Raw genomic sequence first — 15,156 nt, 5'->3', positions numbered from 1 at the left:
CGGGAGCGTGCGATGGTCAAGCTCAAGCGGATTCTGTTGATCGCGCCCCGCGAAACGGTGCGCACCCCGGCCTTCGAACGGGCGCGGGCCCTGGCCTGCGCAAGCGGCGCGCTGCTGCACATTGTCGCGTTCGATTACGTCCGGGTGCTGGCCGTGGCCGGCCTGCTGGATCACGAAGCCATGGCCCAGGCGCGGGAAGGCTATCTGCAGGTGCACCGCCACTGGCTGGAACAGCAGGCGCGGTTCCAGCAGTGCGCGGGCCTGCAGGTGACCACCGAAGTGGTCTGGTCCAAGGCGAGCCCGGCGCACCTGCTGGACTACGTGAACGATTTCCATCCCGACCTGGTGATCAAGGACGCCCGCTATGTCGTGGCGCTGGGCCGGGCCTTCCATCGCCCGGCGGACTGGCAACTGATGCGCGAGTGCCCGGCGCCCCTGCACCTGGTCACCGACGCCGTCCACCCCGCGCCGCAGAAGATTCTGGCGGCGGTCGACCTGTCCCACCTCGAAGAACTCACCCAAGGTCTGAACGACCGGATACTGGACGTGGCCGCGACGCTCGCCGAGCGCTGCGGCGCCTCGCTGCACGTGCTGAACGTGACGCGCTGGGCGGTGACGGACGGCGCTCCCTTGAGCAGGCCGACCGCTTGCCTCGACCCGCGCCTGAGCGAGGCGATCAACGACGCCCAGGAAGAGGCGTTCGCGACCCTGGCCGAGCGTTACGGCATCGCCCCGGCGTGTCGGCACCTGCTGACGGGCATTCCCGACGAGGTCATCGTCCGGTTCGCCCGCCAAGGCGCCTTCGACATGTTGGTGTTGGGTTCGGCGTATCGCGGGATCGTGGGGCGCTTGCTCGGCCGCACCGCCGAAAGCGTGCTGAACCGTGCGCCGTGCAGCCTGGTCGTGGTCAAGCCCGCCTCGTGGGAGGACTGAGCGCGGCCCGTGCAGGTTCGACCCGGCCGACGCGCAGGGCAGGGGAGAGGGCCGACGCCAGTGGTGTTTAAGTCGTGGTGTTTAAAGACACCCACGGTTACTTCCCCAAGGCTACGACGCCTTGCGCCGTTGCCTACGCCTGCGCCAGAATCCGCCGGCTTGTGCGTCTGGGGGGCGGGTCTTATCGTTTTCGGGTCACTGAAGAACAGTGATCGGGTTTGGTAGCCCGGCTTACCTGTCGCATCGCAAAAGCCGTATGCAGGGACTTTTCGTCCTCTGTTTTATGGTGGCCATGCGTAGGGCGTTTTCGGACGCGCCGGGTATCCAGGTGACCGGTCTACCAACCTGCGTATGGCCACCACCCTTCGTTTGGTAGCGAAGCTGATGGCTCCATTTTTCACTCTGGAGATTCATCTATGTTCAAGCCAACACCGAATCCACCCGTCACCGATCCGGCATCCCCGTACGAATCCGCCGATTCGCGAAAACTCAACGAAGCCGCCGAACGCGCCCTCGACCACTACCTCAACCCTCCGTCCCCCCTGTTGGGCCACCGTCAGGCGCCCGAACCGATGTACCTGGCCAACCCGGTCTACGACACCGAATCCCTGCTGGCCAACGCCAGCGAATCCCTGGGCTCGGCCGGCGCCATGCTCAACAACTTCGCCGCCGTGCTGGAGCCCATCCACCGCAAGACCGCCGTCGGCATCGCGCAACTGGTGATGCTGGGGGAGGTGGCGGTGAATCAGGCGCTGGATAACGTCGAGCCCAAGACGTAAGGGCAAAACCTCTGCGGCGGGCCGATGAGGGCTGGCCGCAGAGTGAGTATTTGCAGGCCGGTTGTTGAGTGTCGGCCGGAAAACCAACTACAGGAACTCAACATCCGGCGCGAATTCCGGGTATTCGGTTTTCATGTGTGCGAGGCATTTCTGCAGGAGCCTTGCCTCTTCCGGCAAGCGCCCCGACAGAATGTTCCACCCTAAAAGATGCAAGTGCCGGGGCATTTCAACGAGCCCTGTAATGGCATCCCAGAAAGCGTCCCAGTTGCAGCCGTACCAGCCAGGGAACTGAAGTGCATCTCTCAGGATGGCATGCAGTTCGGCGGAACTTCTGACTTCACTCAAGTCAATTTTCACGAGCGATAAGCGGGACATCGTCATTGTCTCGAAGGCTGTTCGCTGGCCTTTTTGGCGTGAGCCTTCAGCAGTTGATTGATCTTTTTCCGGCGGTTCATCGTTTCAGGTCTCTCTAGAGGTCATCCATCTCACCGCAAGACCGCCGTCGGCATCGCGCAACTGGTGATGCTGGGCGGGGCTTGCGACGGTGGATTGCGCCGGTCATCGGCCAGAGAGCGTCTGGGCCAGAAACTCGGTGATCAGCGAAGTCACCTGCTGCTGGATCGCCTCACGCGGGCGGCCGTTGTCGCCATCCCGGCAAATGACGCCGTCGCCGGGCGAGTCTTCTTCGAGCAATGCCTGCGCGCCGGGTTTGCACCGCGAAAGGAAGCTGAAGTGACTGGCGTCGCTGATTTCGACGTAAGCGCTTGAGGCCGGGGGCAAACGCTTGGCCAAGTGGGCGGACTCCAGCTGTGCGGGCAGCTCCGGCGACGGCACGCCGGCGGCGATCACCAACGTGGGCACCGGCAGCGCCGCAAGGCTCGCATCGGTCAGCCCCCGTGCCAGGCCCAGGTCCAAGGTGACCACCGCCGTGACGCGTTTATCGCGCCAGTCGGCGCCCTGGGCGGTTCTGGATTCTGCGGTGCTTGCGGGGTTCATCTGCCGGTAAACGGTGCAACTGGCCAACTTCGGGTGGGCTTTGCAGTCATCGGCGAAACGCTCCGGATCGAATCGGGCACCGGCGATCTCGAGCGCTGTCCAGCCGCCCAACGAGTGGCCCATGACCGCGATCCGGCGCTCGGCCACCGCTCCGAACCTCTCAGGCTGGGCGGTGACGGCCTCGATGGCCCGGCTGATGTCGACGGGACGTTGCCACAACTGCGCCGCGGCCTCAGGGCTACGGTCGTGGGTGGTGGTGCCGGGGTGGTTGACGGCGGCGACGATGTAACCTCGGTGGGCCAAGGCACTGGCCAGCCAAGTCTGGTTGTTCCAGTTGCCCCTGAACCCGTGGGACAGCACGACCAAGGGATGCTCGCCGGCAGCGGGCGGCGCGTCGCGCACGGCGGGTGCGCCGATGAACACCACGTCATCGCCGATCAGTTGCGTTGCGGCGGCCGTCGCGCCGGGATACCAGACGACCATTTCCACGGCACGCCCGTTGCCCGTGTCCGGCAGTGTCGAAGCATGGAAGCCGACCGGGGTCTCGTCAGCCAGTGCGAGGGCTGTCGCGCATGTCAGGAACAGGGCGCCGAAAGCTGTTTTCAATGTCGTTATCGTCCTTGAGCAGAAAAGAGCACGAACAACCGGGGCCGCCGTTGGGCGCGCCTGCCTTCGTCCGTGGTCGAAACCCGATGCGGGTGCCATTCAGTTGCCTGGGCATTAAGCCTGTTTTCACGTCGGCGCGCACGGGGAGAAAGGCCCCGGTTGCTTTCGGCGGCCAGATCAGGATAACTGTGGCGCTGAACTGCCTTGAGGGGGATACGCGATGTTCGATCCGGCATCTATCGTGACGTACGTGGCCGTGGTGATCGGCCTGTTCTTGATTCCCGGCCCTGCCGTGCTGTTGGTCATCACGCGCACCCTGCAGGGCGGACGCAAAGTGGGGATCGCCACCGGGCTGGGCGTCGCCTCCGGCGACCTGGTGCATACGCTGAGCGCGGCGCTGGGGCTGTCGGCCATTCTCATGACGTCGGCGCTGGCCTTCAATGTGGTGAAGATCGTCGGCGCCTGCTACCTGATCTACCTGGGCGTGTGCGCCTTTCTGGCCAAGCCGGGCGCTGCCGCACAGGCCAAACTGCCTGCCGTGACCCCGGGGCAGGCCTATTTCCAGGCCGTCGGCGCCGAAGTGCTGAACCCGAAAACCGCGATTTTCTTCCTCGCGTTCCTGCCGCAGTTCATTCACCCGGAATCGGGCTCGTCGTTGAGCCAGTTCGCCGTGCTGGGCCTGATCTTCTCAGGGCTCAGCGCGATCTACACCAGCCTGATCTCCGTCAGCATCCGCCCGTTGAGCCGGTGCATCAAAGGCCTTTCGAAGCTGCGGCGCTGGGAAGGGAAAATCATCGGGACGCTGTTTGTCGGGCTGGGGGTCAAGATCGCCTTGCAGCAGCGCTAGCGCAGCGAACCGCCCCAAACGGTCAAACCGGCGCGGCGTCCTGCGCAGCCTCGGCCGACGCCTGACTGGCCTCGGCCGCCATCTTCAACCGGTCCGCCTTGCAGATGTACTTGGGCTTGCTCTTGGGCGCCAGTTTGGCGCTGGCCTTTTTCGCGTGGGCCTTGAGCAGTTGATTGATCTTTTTGCGACGGTTCATTTTTCCACTCTCATCAGACGACGGCTGCTTCGCACAACCGCGCGGCCATTTCATCAAATCGCCCGGTAACCTTCAAATGCGTTTGCGTCCGGTCGCCGCAAAGGCTTGCCGTTGGCGGGCCGGTTCTGTCGGGTGCAGCCCCAAAAGATCTTGCCCTATACAGATTGCGACATCGCCGGGAGCGATGCATCGATCACCATCTGTTCGAATTGACGGGTCAGCTTCTGAAACCTCGGAGCATCGCAGGCCGAGCAAAGGAAAGGCATTCTCCGCCCCGTGAACATGGCCGTCGGGCCATTGCACGTCGCGCAACCGATATGTGTTGTGACGTAGGCCTTCAAAGGTTCGAGTAGTTGCCCGTTCAGCCGGCTGGCGAGAAAGGCGACCTGAGTGTGATCAAACTGATTGGTCAAGCTCAAATGGCGAAGGTGGGTGCAGCGGGCAAGGCCAGTGATATCGTCGTCGCCCAGCTTCAGGTTCGCCAGCGACAGCTTGTTGAGCCTGGGAAGGCGTAACAGCGGTTCGAGGGTGTCTAGGCGCAGCGGTGTCGAGCCGCCCCACAAGGTGCCGGTCAGGCGCAGTTCAGTCAGTTCGCTCAAGGCTTCGATCCCGTCGAGCCGATGCAGTCCCAGGCACTCTTCGACGGTGAGGTGCGTCAGGCCTTTCATTTGGAAGACAGGCGCCAGCGTTTCAATTTTCTTCGCCCGTTCCAACTTCAATCGCCGCGTGTTCGTTAACCCGGCGATTCCCTCAAGTGATGTCAGCTTCAGGAGGTGGAGTTGAAGTTCGACCGCGTTGCAGTTGGACAGCACGATGGGCCATGTTTTGTCTGAAACGTTGTAAAGCTGCAGCTCATCGGCTTGCGCAAGCTCTTGTTCGGAGAACGGCTGATCCAGTCTCAACATCATGTTTTGCATTCTCCGCAGTCGGTCCGTGAGGCGAGGTATCAGGCGGGGAGGCTATCGGCCGCAAGCGCACCTGTCCAGCGAGCGCACGGGGTCGGTTGCCGGCACTGGCGCGACGGGTGAAGTTTGTGCCTTGCCGTTGCCCGGAGTCACCCTTAACCTGCGCGCCTTTTCACTCAGGGAACGAACAGATGCGAGAGCGCAAGGCAGCCCGGCTATTGGTCATCAACCCTTCTCTGGAAGTCCTGCTGTTCAAGTTCTGCCACCACGACGATGCCTTGGCCGGCACCAGCCACTGGGCGACGCCGGGCGGCGGCCTGGAGCAGGGCGAGACGTTTCACGCCGCGGCCATCCGTGAGCTGCGTGAGGAAACAGGCATTCACGTCAACGAAGTGGCCGGCCCCGTGGCGGAGCGCAGAGTGTCGCTGCTGTTGCCGAGCGGAGAACCTGTGTTGGCGGTCGAGCAGTACTTTGTCGTGCATGTTCCGGACAACGACCTCTGCCGTGCGGAATGGACCGAGCATGAGAAGAAGGTCATGGCTGAGCATCGTTGGTGGTCGGTTCAGGCGTTGAACACTACGCAGGAAACGGTGTGGCCGGAGAATCTGGTGCAGATGTTGATAGGGGCGGGGGACGGGTTGCCTGACTGTTGACGGCGGCAGACATCAATCGCTTCCTGGCTGTCACGCAGGGTACTGATCGTGCCGGCGGTTGCGTCGGCCGGTTGAATCCACAGCCAAGAGCAGACATTCACCGCCATTTTCAAAGCCGCGTGGATACCTAAGTCTCGAAGCACAGGCCCCTTGCCGCTTCGTTCTCCGCTGCGTGTGATCGCCGTACCCCGGTCTTCGACGCTGTGTGCCAAGTGGCTCAGCACGCGCAATCAATGGGGCATGGCGACCAGGACGTATCGTCCATAGCCCAATCATTCATGAACGAGGATGCTGACTGAGCCGCCGGTGATTCGACAAGAGGCTTGATCGACACCACCTCTTGAGCATTCTCGAATCAGACAGCGTGCAGGAAGCTTTTAAAGCTTGATACTACTGGCCGATTACGGTCTTTCACCACCGTTACATTGACTTCCGCCCTATGCTCAATCTGCTCCCACACCTGGCTCCTGTGCGGGAGCCTTTTCTTGCTCGCCCGGCAATCACGCCGACCCGTGTTGGTCCACCATCTCCCGGCCAGCTGGACTCACGGCAGCCATCTTCTACGCCTGGCGCGCATCCATTAGACCGACAGTGCCCACGGTCTGTGGGGTGCCAGCGATTGTGCCGCCGGATTTGCAATGGCGCTGTAGATGGTCGAGGCGCTGATCCAATCGGCGCGCATGAATAGGCATGATCCGTATGCCTATCTCAAAGATGTGCTGACACGACTGCCGACACAGCGGGCCAGTGAGATCGGGTACTTGCTACCGCATCAGGGGACGCTTGCCTGTCTTGTGCAAGGCATGTTGCCTATCCACTTACCAATCATCAGCTGATTGAAAGTTAGCTAATTATCCACACGGTGCTTCTGTATCCAATAAGAGACTCATGTCAAAGCCAGTGATTCGAAAACCTAACTTTCTGTATAAATTCATAGCACGATGATTGTCAGGAGACACTCTGAGCTCTAGCTCACTGATTTTTAGAGCGCCTAGTTCATTTACAAGCTCACAAATAAAACTCTTCCCTATACCTTTACCCTGAAACTCAGGAAGTAAAATTATATCTGACAGAAACGCTGAGTCATTATCAACACTGAACCAAATGTATCCAGCCACCTGCCCCCCAGTTTCGTAAACTCGAAAATGGTTGTTCTTCGTGTTCATTCCTTGCGGCAATGCGACTCTATAGGTTCTGAAAGCCTCTGATCTCGCTTTGGTTTGACTGTAGAGATGGCTAGCCATTAAATCCTGAGCATAATCATCTACAGACAGAATTTCCCATGAATTATATTCGTTATCTCGCATGGGGCGATAAAGAAAAATATCTTTCTCCTTGCGCTCTTCTGTCATTTTTTACAACTCCAACTGGTTTGTAATGCGTCTGTTCAATAGACCCACGCAGCAGCACTGAATTTAGGGGGTGGGTGTATATATTCCGGATTCAAATCTTGATCTCATATCAATATTCTAAGAAGCATATCGTCCAACCGCATGCGATCACCCGCGCAGAGCTATTATCACACAGATTTGTCCGTCGGCCGAGTGGTAGCAGAGCTGTCCAGTGGTATACGTAAGGTGAACTCACCTAGACAATTCTAGCCATGCAGCAGGCCGCGACCAGACTTGATTATTGGGACTGCGCCCCTCCTGATAACTCCGTGTCCCGGCCTCGCTGGGGTATAAGTTTTTAATCCTTCGATAGCCAGGTTCCGCTGACGGAACCAAACAGTTTGCTCATTAATCCTAGCGTAAGGTGACTCGTTTGTGATTAGCGATCCGTTCCGTGTCCTTGAAGACGCAGATATCGCAGAAGCAGAACGTAACCTTACTTCCATTTTCCTCCCGCCTATGTCGAGTTTTTAAAGGGGGGAAGTAACGTGGCGAATGCCTATTTTGAACCCGCTGTTATTCTTCCTGGGAGCAGCGATGTCGACATATTTCAAATTGCCGAGTCAGCATGGAACCATAGCGGTGTACCAAAGGACTGGCTCCCTTTCGTTGAGGGCAATGGCGACTACTTCTGCGTCTCACAAAACCGGTGAGGTAAGTTTTTGGTCTTACAATGGCGCGAGGAATGAAAGGTGGCCGAATTTTTCGGCGTGGTTTCAGCAGGTCTGTGTAGAGCGCAATTAATACAACCATGAAAAAAACCGAAAGCGGACACAATAGCCTCGTCTAGATATCAAAATTCAGCCAATTTCCGCCGATGCTGACCGGCAGCTATGGGTCGTAAGCAGCCGGCCGCGAACGACTGCTATTGGCCGATAGCCGCCATGGAAAATGAGGCCGCCTTCGACCCACAGCTGACGGCGGCAACAAGCAAAACTCGCCAGTCGCGAATACTCAATCCTACGTCGATAAAACGAGCTACGGTTGTCGCAGAACCTCAACAGCTCAACACCCCCATGAACGGTAACCTTCAGACTACCCAACATGACCACCAAACCCTCCGCCCAAGCCTCCCGCGCTGAGTACGCGCGACGGATCAACCGTGTGCTCAACTACATCGATGCCCACATCGATCAACCTCTGGATGGTGCGCATCTGGCCGACATCGCCAATTTCTCGCGTTTTCATTTCCATCGGATTTTCGCCGCCTGGATGGGAGAGACGCTTGGCAGCTATGCGCAGCGGCGACGACTCGAGAAGGCGGCGTTACGGTTGGCCTGCGGCAGCCATGAGACCGTGCTTGAAACCGCGTTGGCCACCGGCTTCCAGTCGGGCGAAGCGTTTGCGCGGGCGTTCAAGCTCAAGTTCGGCTGCACGCCATCGGCCTGGCGCGACACCACGCCTCAGCGGCTCAAGGCTCAGGCGGCCGCGATCGGGCAGTCACCCGGCGGCCAAGAGAGCAATCCTGATCAGGTCTTCGGCAATCGCCATCAGGCAGGCGAGGGCGCGTTCGGTGAATCTGGCGGCTCTTATCGGCCACTGGAAGCCATCGCCATGGAAGTACGCATCATTGATCTACCAAAAGCGCGAGTCGCGTATCAACGTTTTATCGGCCCGTACGGTCCGGCCATCGGCGAATTCTGGAGAGCGGCCATTGCGCCGTGGATGCACTCCAATGGCCTCAGTGACCAAACGTGCTACGGCATCGGTTATGACGACCCCTCGATCACGCCGGCCGACAAGTGCCGCTATGACGCTTGCGTCGAAGTGCCCGCGCATTTCGTGGCCGGCGGCCAGGTGGATACTCAAGTCCTGCCGGGTGGCCGTTATGCCGTGGCGGGGTTCAAAGGGAAAACCGAGGGATTGGCGAACGCCTGGACATGGCTGACGCGCGAGTGGATGCCGTCCAGCGGACTGCAATGCGACGATCGGCCTTGCTTTGAGAGGTTTGAAGCGGCCACCGCATTTGACGTCCGGACCGGTGAATTCAGCTGCGACATCTGCATTCCGGTGCGAGCGCTGTAACGCAATAGGGAATGGGCAAGCAAAACGGCCCATTTCCCCTTCTTATGGACGCTGGGGATCGACAAAGCCTTAGGCTACTTCGCCTTTGAAATGACGCCAGTCATGTACTCATGCAAATCGCGAAAGTCATTCACGCTCCAGGCATGGGGCGGAATCTTCACGCCGTTCTCCCGCAGGGTCCTTGGAATCAAGTCGCCGTTGGGGCGAAGAATGACCGAAGACACGATAACGCCCGGGTACTCGTTGAGCCGCTTCTTGAAGGCAGGTGTCGTCAGATCCGGTGTCGGAGGGTTGCTTCGCTTGGCCAGCGGCCCGGTGCCTTTGATGTCCGGCCCGTGGCACACGGCGCATCGCTGGGCATAGAGGTTCTTGCCGTTGAGGGTGTCGGCGAAAGCGGGCGTTGTTTGGGGGAGTATCGAACTTGCCAGCAGCGCGATGAGCGTTCTTTTCATTTTTATCTATCGAAAGTGATGGGGATGCGTTGGCGCAGTCGCTGTCACGTTTACTGGCGGATCAGTGAGATCGCAATCCGTTGCATGAGGACGTCCTGTCGCACAGAGCCCGGGGATTGTGCAGGGTCTGGAAATGGAGTTAAAGACCGTGAATCCACAATGGCTATAACCATCGTATTGCTCATGTTGACTTGGTCTAAAAAGTCCAAAATCCGCCAAGTACGCTTGCACTAGAGTGTCTGGGACACCGGGTGTCGTTGCGCGTTTTCAGGGAGTAGAGGCGGGATCCGCCAGCATTTTTCAGGGAGAGATTCGAGTCATGCCATTCGTTCTGACCGACCCGATTAACCAAGGCAACGGCCCGTTTTGCGGGGCTGCCTGTGCCGTGTATGTGCTGCATTGGCTGAGGGATTTGGGTTTGACGGAAGGGGTGGCGGACGGGGTCAGCGCCGATGTGGACGCGGAAGTCACGCACGCAATGACCTATACCCGTACGGTCGATTGCACTAACTTCCTGGGCAGCACCCCCGCCAACATCGCCACCTACCTGAAAACGCATGAGCCCACCGTCAGCATTTATGCACCCACCGAGATCATCACCAATTGGTCCGTGCGCCCCTGGTACGCCGGGCTGCGCATGGGGCTGCAGACGTGCAGCAGCGTCAACTGGTCGTGCGGCTGCACCTGCGCGATGCCGGGCGGCGTGCTGGGCGATGACTATCTGATCATCAGCCTGATCAGCAAATCGTGGACGGTGCCTTTCTTCAGCTTCGATTTCTACAATGGCCACTTCGTCGTGCACATCAGCGATACCCAGTTGATGGATCCCAATGGCTATATCCGGGACTCTGCCACGTACCTGTCGGGCGGGTATCTGAGCCGTGGGTGGGCATCCGTGGGGCTTGATCTGCATATCTATAAGAATCGGGTGACGGCAGCCACACCGCTCCTGGTTTGATCCTGCTCTCAGGCCCCGTTGCCTGTCCTGGGCCGAGCGACCGACCGCGCGCGCCGTGTCAAAACGGCCAAGGCCACCGCCACGATGAACAGTGCCGGCACGTCACCTGCCAGGTGCCCCATTTGCCCAGACTGGGTAAGCGCCTGGACGGTCATGATGCCTGCGTGCACGGCGCTGGACCACACGGTGAACCCGATCAGGCTCAAGTGGGCCAACGGGTCACGCGCGGCCAGGATCAGGAACACGCCAAGCGTGGCGTAGAGGCCGACGATCATCATCGGGTAGTCCGAGTGACCGGTGTGCCAGGCCCAACCGGACGGCCAGAACACCATGAGCGGGTAGAGGGCAAGGCACGCGAGGCCTGCCAACACCAGCACGACGCGTAAGTACTTGAGGCAATCGATTGCGGTCATGGCGGGCTCCCTCTTCGGGCCTGACGCTCAATGAACTCCAAGCATAGTCCACCTCACCCCCGCAAAAACCGCTCCATCAACCCCGCATATTCCCCCACCTCCGGAAACCCCTCAAAACTGACGGAGGCCCCCGTACCCGCCCACGGCAGCTTCTCCGACACCCAGGTCTCCATGAACGGCGCATAGTCCTGCGGCCGGTTCAGCAGGCTGCTGCGCACGCCGACAAAGGCCTCGTTCTGCGCAGGGCGGGTGAACAGCCAGGTCAGGCAGTGCGGGCAGAAGTAGTGGCGGGTCGGGCCGTGGAGGCCGCCGATGACCGGGGTGCCTTGGGTGACGGCAAAGCGTTCGGCGGGGAACAGGGCGGTGAGGGAGAACGCGCTGGCGGACATTTTCTGGCAGCCGGTGCAGTGGCAGGCGCTGGTCATGACCGGCCGGCCTGACGCCTGGAAGGTCACTTGCCCGCAACGGCAACTGCCGGTGGCGCAGGGGGTGGGATCGGTCATGGGCAATGCTCCTTTCAGGGGTTGGAGGACGGTTGGCCGGAAGCGCTCAACGCGGCGGCGAACGCTTCGGGAGTGGGGCTTTCGGGCCAGGCCGGGATGCCGGCGGGCAGGTTCAGCCACGGCTGTTTGTGCTTGACCCAGATGTGCGCCACGGGGCTCAGGGCGGTGCGTTCATGGAGGGTGCCGGCGCGCAGCACCCAAAGGCCCGGTGCGGCGGAGGTGGTGTTGTAGATCCGCGTGTGGCAGGTCGCGCACAGGTGATGGTGTGAGATTACGCCTTGGTCTTCGTAGGCGTATTCGCGGGTGGGGCCGTCGACGGTGAAGGCGTCGGCGGGCAGCAAGGCGTGCAGCGCGAAGCTGCTGCCGCTCCAGGCCTGGCAGTGCTGGCAATGGCAGGCGTAGACCGCCAGCGGCAGGTCGGTCGTGGAGCGGTAAGTGACGGCGCCGCAGCGGCATCCACCGGCAAGTGTCATGGATCAGGTCTCGTGTCAGTGCGATTTGAGGGGGCGGGTACAGCATGCGCGCGTTTGGGATTGATTAGAATTGATCAAACTTGCCCAGCCACTCATAGGAAATGTATGAACGCCCCTCAGCTCCAATGGGAAACCCAGCGCGTCTTCCTGGCCGTCCTGCGTACCGGCAGCCTGTCCGCCGCCGCCCGTGCGCTGGGCATCGCCCAGGCCACCGCGCGGCGGCGCATCGATGCGCTTGAGCAGAGCGTGGGGATGAGCCTGTTCGTGCGTTCGCCGGCGGGGCTGATGCCCACCGACACCGCCCGGGAACTGATCGGCCATGCCGAATCCATGGCGATGGCGGCCGAGGCCTTTACCCGCGCCGCGTCCGCGCAGGCCAGCGTGCCGGGCGGGACGGTGCGTGTCACCAGCAGCCAACTGCTTGGCGTGGAAGTGTTGCCGCCCATGCTGCGCGAAATCCGCTCGGCCCAGCCGCAATTGACGGTCGAGCTCAGCGTGTCGAACCGCCTGGAAGACCTGGCCTTGCAGGAGGCCGATGTGGCGGTGCGCATCCGGCGTCCGACGGAGGCGGCCGTCGTCGCCCGCCATGTGGGGGACTTGCGTATCGGTCTGTACGCCACGGCGGATCTGCTCGGGCAGAAGGGCGCGCCCCGCAGTGTGGACGAGTTGAGCGAGTACCCGTTGATCGGCCCCGACCGCAATCTGACGGAAGTGGTGTTTCTGCAGGAGCAAGGCTTTCACTGCGCCACGGACCGCACGGTGTTGCGCACGGACAATCACCTGGCGCAGTTTGCGGCGCTCAGGGCCGGGCTCGGCATCGGCGTCTGTTCCAGCCAGTTGGCGCGGCGGCACGGGCTGATGCGGGTGTTGCCGCAGTCGGTGGATTTCCGGGTGGACATCTGGATGGCCATGCACCACGACCTGCGGCGGGTGCGCCGCATCGCGCTGGTGTTCGATGCGTTGGCGCAGGCGATGTCACGTTTTCTGGCGGATCACTGACCGGCGGCCTGTCTGGCGTTCTGCACCGGCAGTTGCGGTTTTGTTTCGGCGCTGGTCATGTCGACGATTTTTACCGTGTAGACCTCTGTGAGGAAAAAGTAAAAAAACACGATGGAGATGATGAGAACCGCCAGTCCGACGACCGAAGACGTGACCTTGATCTTGCTGGCCTCGATTTCTATCGTGGACTCGCCCCCCAGGTCCTTGATGCTGGAAGCGCGCCACAGTTGCACGCCCGAAAAGATGATGCCGGAGATGACTACCGTGACCACCAGCCAAAGCAGTCGCTCAGACGCTGAGCGCTGCCATCTGAACTGATCGATGTAGATGTCCGTCTTGTCCGACAGATAGCTGTAGTACTTCTTTGTGTATTCGACCTGCGCCTTGTTGGCTTCCGTGTCGCGAATGGCCAGTTCCTTGCGCAGATCGATGATTTCGTCCCTCATTTTCTTGATGATGAGTTGCTCGGCCGTCGGCGCTGTCGCCGGTACTGCGACGGGTTCCTCCGCGCTCACGACGCCGCTCGGCAGAACAATGGTCAACGCAATAAACAAGAAGGTCAGGATCTTGTTCTGCATTGTTCCCTCCTTGCTCAGTTGCAGTCGCTTTGGTCTGTTCCGGTCGGACAGTTGCCGCTGTTCATGGACGAATAGGATCGATCGTCACAGACACCGTTGTGCGCCAGTGCGCAGGAATCTCCAACGTTCCCTACCTGTAGGGGGGTTGGATCGGAAGGAGGGGTGATGGAAGGTGCCTGCGATGAACATTCCGTGGTGCAGCCATTGGCGTCGCATACCTGTGTGCAGTCCTCTGCCAGTGCCAGGTCGCCAAGAAACATACTGACACTGCCCGAAAGTATTAATGCGTAAATACTCGTTTTCATCGGCATGTACTCATTGGAAGTTGTGCCTTGAGCAAGCGCGTGAATATTGTCTGTGAACGTCAGTGGGGCGGGTGGTTGACGTGAGTCTAGTGGAACTTCAACAAATTTCTGGGGCGTGGCAAAAAAGGCGCTTAATCGTGATGCCCCCAACGTTCGGAGCCGACGCAGGTGTCTATGCGCACCTGCGTCGGGGTATGGCAATGAACGCGGTCACGCCTATCGCAATGGCACATACACATCCGTCTGCCACTGCGCCTGCGGCACGTCCGTCCCCACGCTCAGGTACTCGAAGAACAACGGCGCATCACGCAGTTCCTCACCGCTGCCCGGCAGCCAGTCGCGGTAGACCGGGTAGATGGTTTCGCCCACGTGATCGGTCGAGCCCACGTGCCGCACCACCGCGCAGCGGCCGGCGGGGATGACGAGGTCGCGCACGCCGGCGTCGTTCGGCGCCACGGCTTCGTGGATTTCGCCGCAGATGTCGAAGCGGAAATCTTCCGGCGCAATGGTGTCGGGGTTGCCATAGGGGATGCCGAAGGTGCGGCTGGATGCGACAGGCGACTGGCCGCTCTGCTGGCGCCACTGGATGAAGCGTTGCACGCTGGCGTTGAGCCGGCCCGGTGCGCCGCGGTGTTCGAGGGCGGCGACGCGGATCGGGGGGCATTCGACGATGTTGACTTGCATGGCGATGTTCCTTGAGAAGTGAGGGATGGCAAAGACCGCGTGCCAGTGCTTCCAGTCCGGCGCCTTGGCGAAGGCGGCGGGCGAGTTGCCGAACGCCCGCCGGAACGCCCTGGAAAACGCTTCGGGGCTTTCGAACCCGGCGTCGAACGCCGCCTCCAGCACTGTGTGGCCGGGGCGGGCGGTCAGGTTGTGCGCCGCCCGACGCAGGCGCATCAGCTGCACATAGCGCGAGACGGGCACACCGGTGAACGCCGAGAACTGCCGGTGGAAGTGGAACTCGGAGAAGTTCGCCACCCGGCTCAGCGCCTTCACCGACAAGTCGCCTTCGAGGTTGGCGTCGATGTAGGCGAGCACGGCGTTGAAGCGTTTCGCGTAGGCGGTTCGGGTCGGCGTGTCTGCCACGGGCAAGGCTCCTGGGTTGCGGTCGGCCATAGCATCGGTGAGGGCGGCAGGCCCGCGC

At 60.8% G+C, this 15,156-nt stretch carries 19 protein-coding genes and 2 pseudogenes; 9 read left to right on the top strand and 12 right to left on the bottom strand.

Translation table 11 applies throughout. The features are described from left to right. Nucleotides 1-12 precede the first annotated feature (12 nt). Together CAG33_RS15930 and CAG33_RS15925 are read left to right on the top strand one after the other, a co-directional pair. Nucleotides 13-933, top strand: coding sequence for a universal stress protein (locus CAG33_RS15930; protein WP_085639348.1), 921 nt, complete (start codon nucleotides 13-15; stop codon nucleotides 931-933). A gap of 416 nt (nucleotides 934-1,349) precedes the next feature. Continuing rightward, complete coding sequence (locus CAG33_RS15925; RefSeq protein ID WP_085585534.1) at nucleotides 1,350-1,712, top strand: DUF6124 family protein; 363 nt, start codon at nucleotides 1,350-1,352, stop codon at nucleotides 1,710-1,712. A gap of 87 nt (nucleotides 1,713-1,799) precedes the next feature. Here CAG33_RS15925 and CAG33_RS15920 read toward each other — a convergent pair whose 3' ends face one another. The 3 genes from CAG33_RS15920 to CAG33_RS15915 all read right to left on the bottom strand — a co-directional run bounded on the left by CAG33_RS15920 (nucleotide 1,800) and on the right by CAG33_RS15915 (nucleotide 3,314). Then, on the bottom strand, nucleotides 1,800-2,087 hold the full coding sequence (locus tag CAG33_RS15920) for a barstar family protein (protein WP_085585536.1): 288 nt from the start codon (nucleotides 2,085-2,087) through the stop codon (nucleotides 1,800-1,802). Between the two features lie 2 nt (nucleotides 2,088-2,089). Then, the gene (locus CAG33_RS28295; RefSeq protein ID WP_139831384.1) at nucleotides 2,090-2,167 is read right to left on the bottom strand and encodes a DUF2986 domain-containing protein; all 78 of its coding nucleotides are present in this window, start codon (nucleotides 2,165-2,167) and stop codon (nucleotides 2,090-2,092) included. 103 nt (nucleotides 2,168-2,270) lie between these two features. Further along, a complete protein-coding gene (locus tag CAG33_RS15915; RefSeq protein ID WP_085639345.1) occupies nucleotides 2,271-3,314 on the bottom strand; it encodes an alpha/beta fold hydrolase in 1,044 nt (347 codons plus the stop codon). Between the two features lie 220 nt (nucleotides 3,315-3,534). Here CAG33_RS15915 and CAG33_RS15910 point away from each other — a divergent pair, with 220 nt between their 5' ends. Beyond that, complete coding sequence (locus CAG33_RS15910) at nucleotides 3,535-4,161, top strand: LysE family translocator (protein WP_085585540.1); 627 nt, start codon at nucleotides 3,535-3,537, stop codon at nucleotides 4,159-4,161. A 22-nt stretch (nucleotides 4,162-4,183) separates the two neighbouring features. Here the strand turns inward: CAG33_RS15910 and CAG33_RS15905 are convergent, their stop codons facing one another. Further along, a complete protein-coding gene (locus CAG33_RS15905; RefSeq protein WP_085585542.1) occupies nucleotides 4,184-4,357 on the bottom strand; it encodes a DUF2986 domain-containing protein in 174 nt (57 codons plus the stop codon). A 155-nt stretch (nucleotides 4,358-4,512) separates the two neighbouring features. After that, a complete protein-coding gene (locus CAG33_RS15900) occupies nucleotides 4,513-5,274 on the bottom strand; it encodes a leucine-rich repeat domain-containing protein (protein ID WP_256576741.1) in 762 nt (253 codons plus the stop codon). Nucleotides 5,275-5,453: 179 nt separating this feature from the next. Here CAG33_RS15900 and CAG33_RS15895 point away from each other — a divergent pair, with 179 nt between their 5' ends. Both CAG33_RS15895 and CAG33_RS15890 read left to right on the top strand, forming a co-directional pair. Beyond that, nucleotides 5,454-5,915, top strand: a complete 462-nt coding sequence (locus CAG33_RS15895) for an NUDIX hydrolase (protein WP_085639342.1) — start codon at nucleotides 5,454-5,456, stop codon at nucleotides 5,913-5,915. Nucleotides 5,916-6,568: 653 nt separating this feature from the next. After that, nucleotides 6,569-6,751, top strand: a pseudogene (locus CAG33_RS15890) (transposase domain-containing protein); the annotation flags it as partial. A gap of 15 nt (nucleotides 6,752-6,766) precedes the next feature. Here CAG33_RS15890 and CAG33_RS15885 read toward each other — a convergent pair. Beyond that, complete coding sequence (locus CAG33_RS15885; protein WP_085639338.1) at nucleotides 6,767-7,267, bottom strand: N-acetyltransferase; 501 nt, start codon at nucleotides 7,265-7,267, stop codon at nucleotides 6,767-6,769. 414 nt (nucleotides 7,268-7,681) lie between these two features. On the opposite strand from CAG33_RS15885, the pseudogene CAG33_RS29060 reads away from it, so the two are divergent. Together CAG33_RS29060 and CAG33_RS15875 are read left to right on the top strand one after the other, a co-directional pair. Next, nucleotides 7,682-8,050: pseudogene (locus CAG33_RS29060) on the top strand (SMI1/KNR4 family protein). A gap of 300 nt (nucleotides 8,051-8,350) precedes the next feature. Then, complete coding sequence (locus tag CAG33_RS15875) at nucleotides 8,351-9,331, top strand: GyrI-like domain-containing protein (RefSeq protein ID WP_085639335.1); 981 nt, start codon at nucleotides 8,351-8,353, stop codon at nucleotides 9,329-9,331. Nucleotides 9,332-9,405: 74 nt separating this feature from the next. On the opposite strand, the gene CAG33_RS15870 is transcribed toward CAG33_RS15875, so the two are convergent. After that, the gene (locus CAG33_RS15870) at nucleotides 9,406-9,783 is read right to left on the bottom strand and encodes a cytochrome c (RefSeq protein WP_085639332.1); all 378 of its coding nucleotides are present in this window, start codon (nucleotides 9,781-9,783) and stop codon (nucleotides 9,406-9,408) included. A 319-nt stretch (nucleotides 9,784-10,102) separates the two neighbouring features. Here CAG33_RS15870 and CAG33_RS15865 point away from each other — a divergent pair, with 319 nt between their 5' ends. Continuing rightward, nucleotides 10,103-10,741: a hypothetical protein gene (locus CAG33_RS15865; protein ID WP_085639329.1), complete on the top strand. Its 639-nt coding sequence runs from the start codon at nucleotides 10,103-10,105 to the stop codon at nucleotides 10,739-10,741. 8 nt (nucleotides 10,742-10,749) lie between these two features. Here CAG33_RS15865 and CAG33_RS15860 read toward each other — a convergent pair whose 3' ends face one another. Genes CAG33_RS15860 through CAG33_RS15850 form a run of 3 tightly spaced genes read right to left on the bottom strand, consistent with a single transcriptional unit; the run spans nucleotide 10,750 to nucleotide 12,130 of the window. After that, entirely contained in the window at nucleotides 10,750-11,154 is a 405-nt protein-coding gene (locus CAG33_RS15860; protein WP_085639326.1) for a DUF6632 domain-containing protein, read from the bottom strand. A gap of 53 nt (nucleotides 11,155-11,207) precedes the next feature. Then, the gene (locus tag CAG33_RS15855) at nucleotides 11,208-11,657 is read right to left on the bottom strand and encodes a GFA family protein (RefSeq protein WP_085585556.1); all 450 of its coding nucleotides are present in this window, start codon (nucleotides 11,655-11,657) and stop codon (nucleotides 11,208-11,210) included. 14 nt (nucleotides 11,658-11,671) lie between these two features. Further along, nucleotides 11,672-12,130 carry a GFA family protein gene (locus CAG33_RS15850; RefSeq protein ID WP_085639323.1) on the bottom strand — a complete coding sequence of 153 codons (459 nt, stop codon included), beginning with the start codon at nucleotides 12,128-12,130 and terminating at the stop codon, nucleotides 11,672-11,674. A 105-nt stretch (nucleotides 12,131-12,235) separates the two neighbouring features. On the opposite strand from CAG33_RS15850, the gene CAG33_RS15845 reads away from it, so the two are divergent. Further along, nucleotides 12,236-13,129 carry a LysR family transcriptional regulator gene (locus CAG33_RS15845; RefSeq protein ID WP_085639320.1) on the top strand — a complete coding sequence of 298 codons (894 nt, stop codon included), beginning with the start codon at nucleotides 12,236-12,238 and terminating at the stop codon, nucleotides 13,127-13,129. On the opposite strand, the gene CAG33_RS15840 is transcribed toward CAG33_RS15845, so the two are convergent. Together CAG33_RS15840 and CAG33_RS15835 are read right to left on the bottom strand one after the other, a co-directional pair. Beyond that, on the bottom strand, nucleotides 13,123-13,707 hold the full coding sequence (locus CAG33_RS15840) for a hypothetical protein (RefSeq protein WP_085639317.1): 585 nt from the start codon (nucleotides 13,705-13,707) through the stop codon (nucleotides 13,123-13,125). The genes CAG33_RS15845 and CAG33_RS15840 overlap by 7 nt on opposite strands. Nucleotides 13,708-14,228: 521 nt before the next feature. Beyond that, nucleotides 14,229-15,128, bottom strand: a complete 900-nt coding sequence (locus tag CAG33_RS15835; protein ID WP_371857683.1) for a GyrI-like domain-containing protein — start codon at nucleotides 15,126-15,128, stop codon at nucleotides 14,229-14,231. Nucleotides 15,129-15,156 lie beyond the last annotated feature (28 nt).

Source organism: Pseudomonas sp. B3(2017) (genome assembly GCF_002113595.1).
In the GTDB taxonomy this organism is placed as follows: domain Bacteria; phylum Pseudomonadota; class Gammaproteobacteria; order Pseudomonadales; family Pseudomonadaceae; genus Aquipseudomonas; species Aquipseudomonas ekonensis.
The sequence above is the reverse complement of the archived record's forward strand: the minus strand, read 5'-3'. Positions and strand labels throughout refer to the sequence as shown.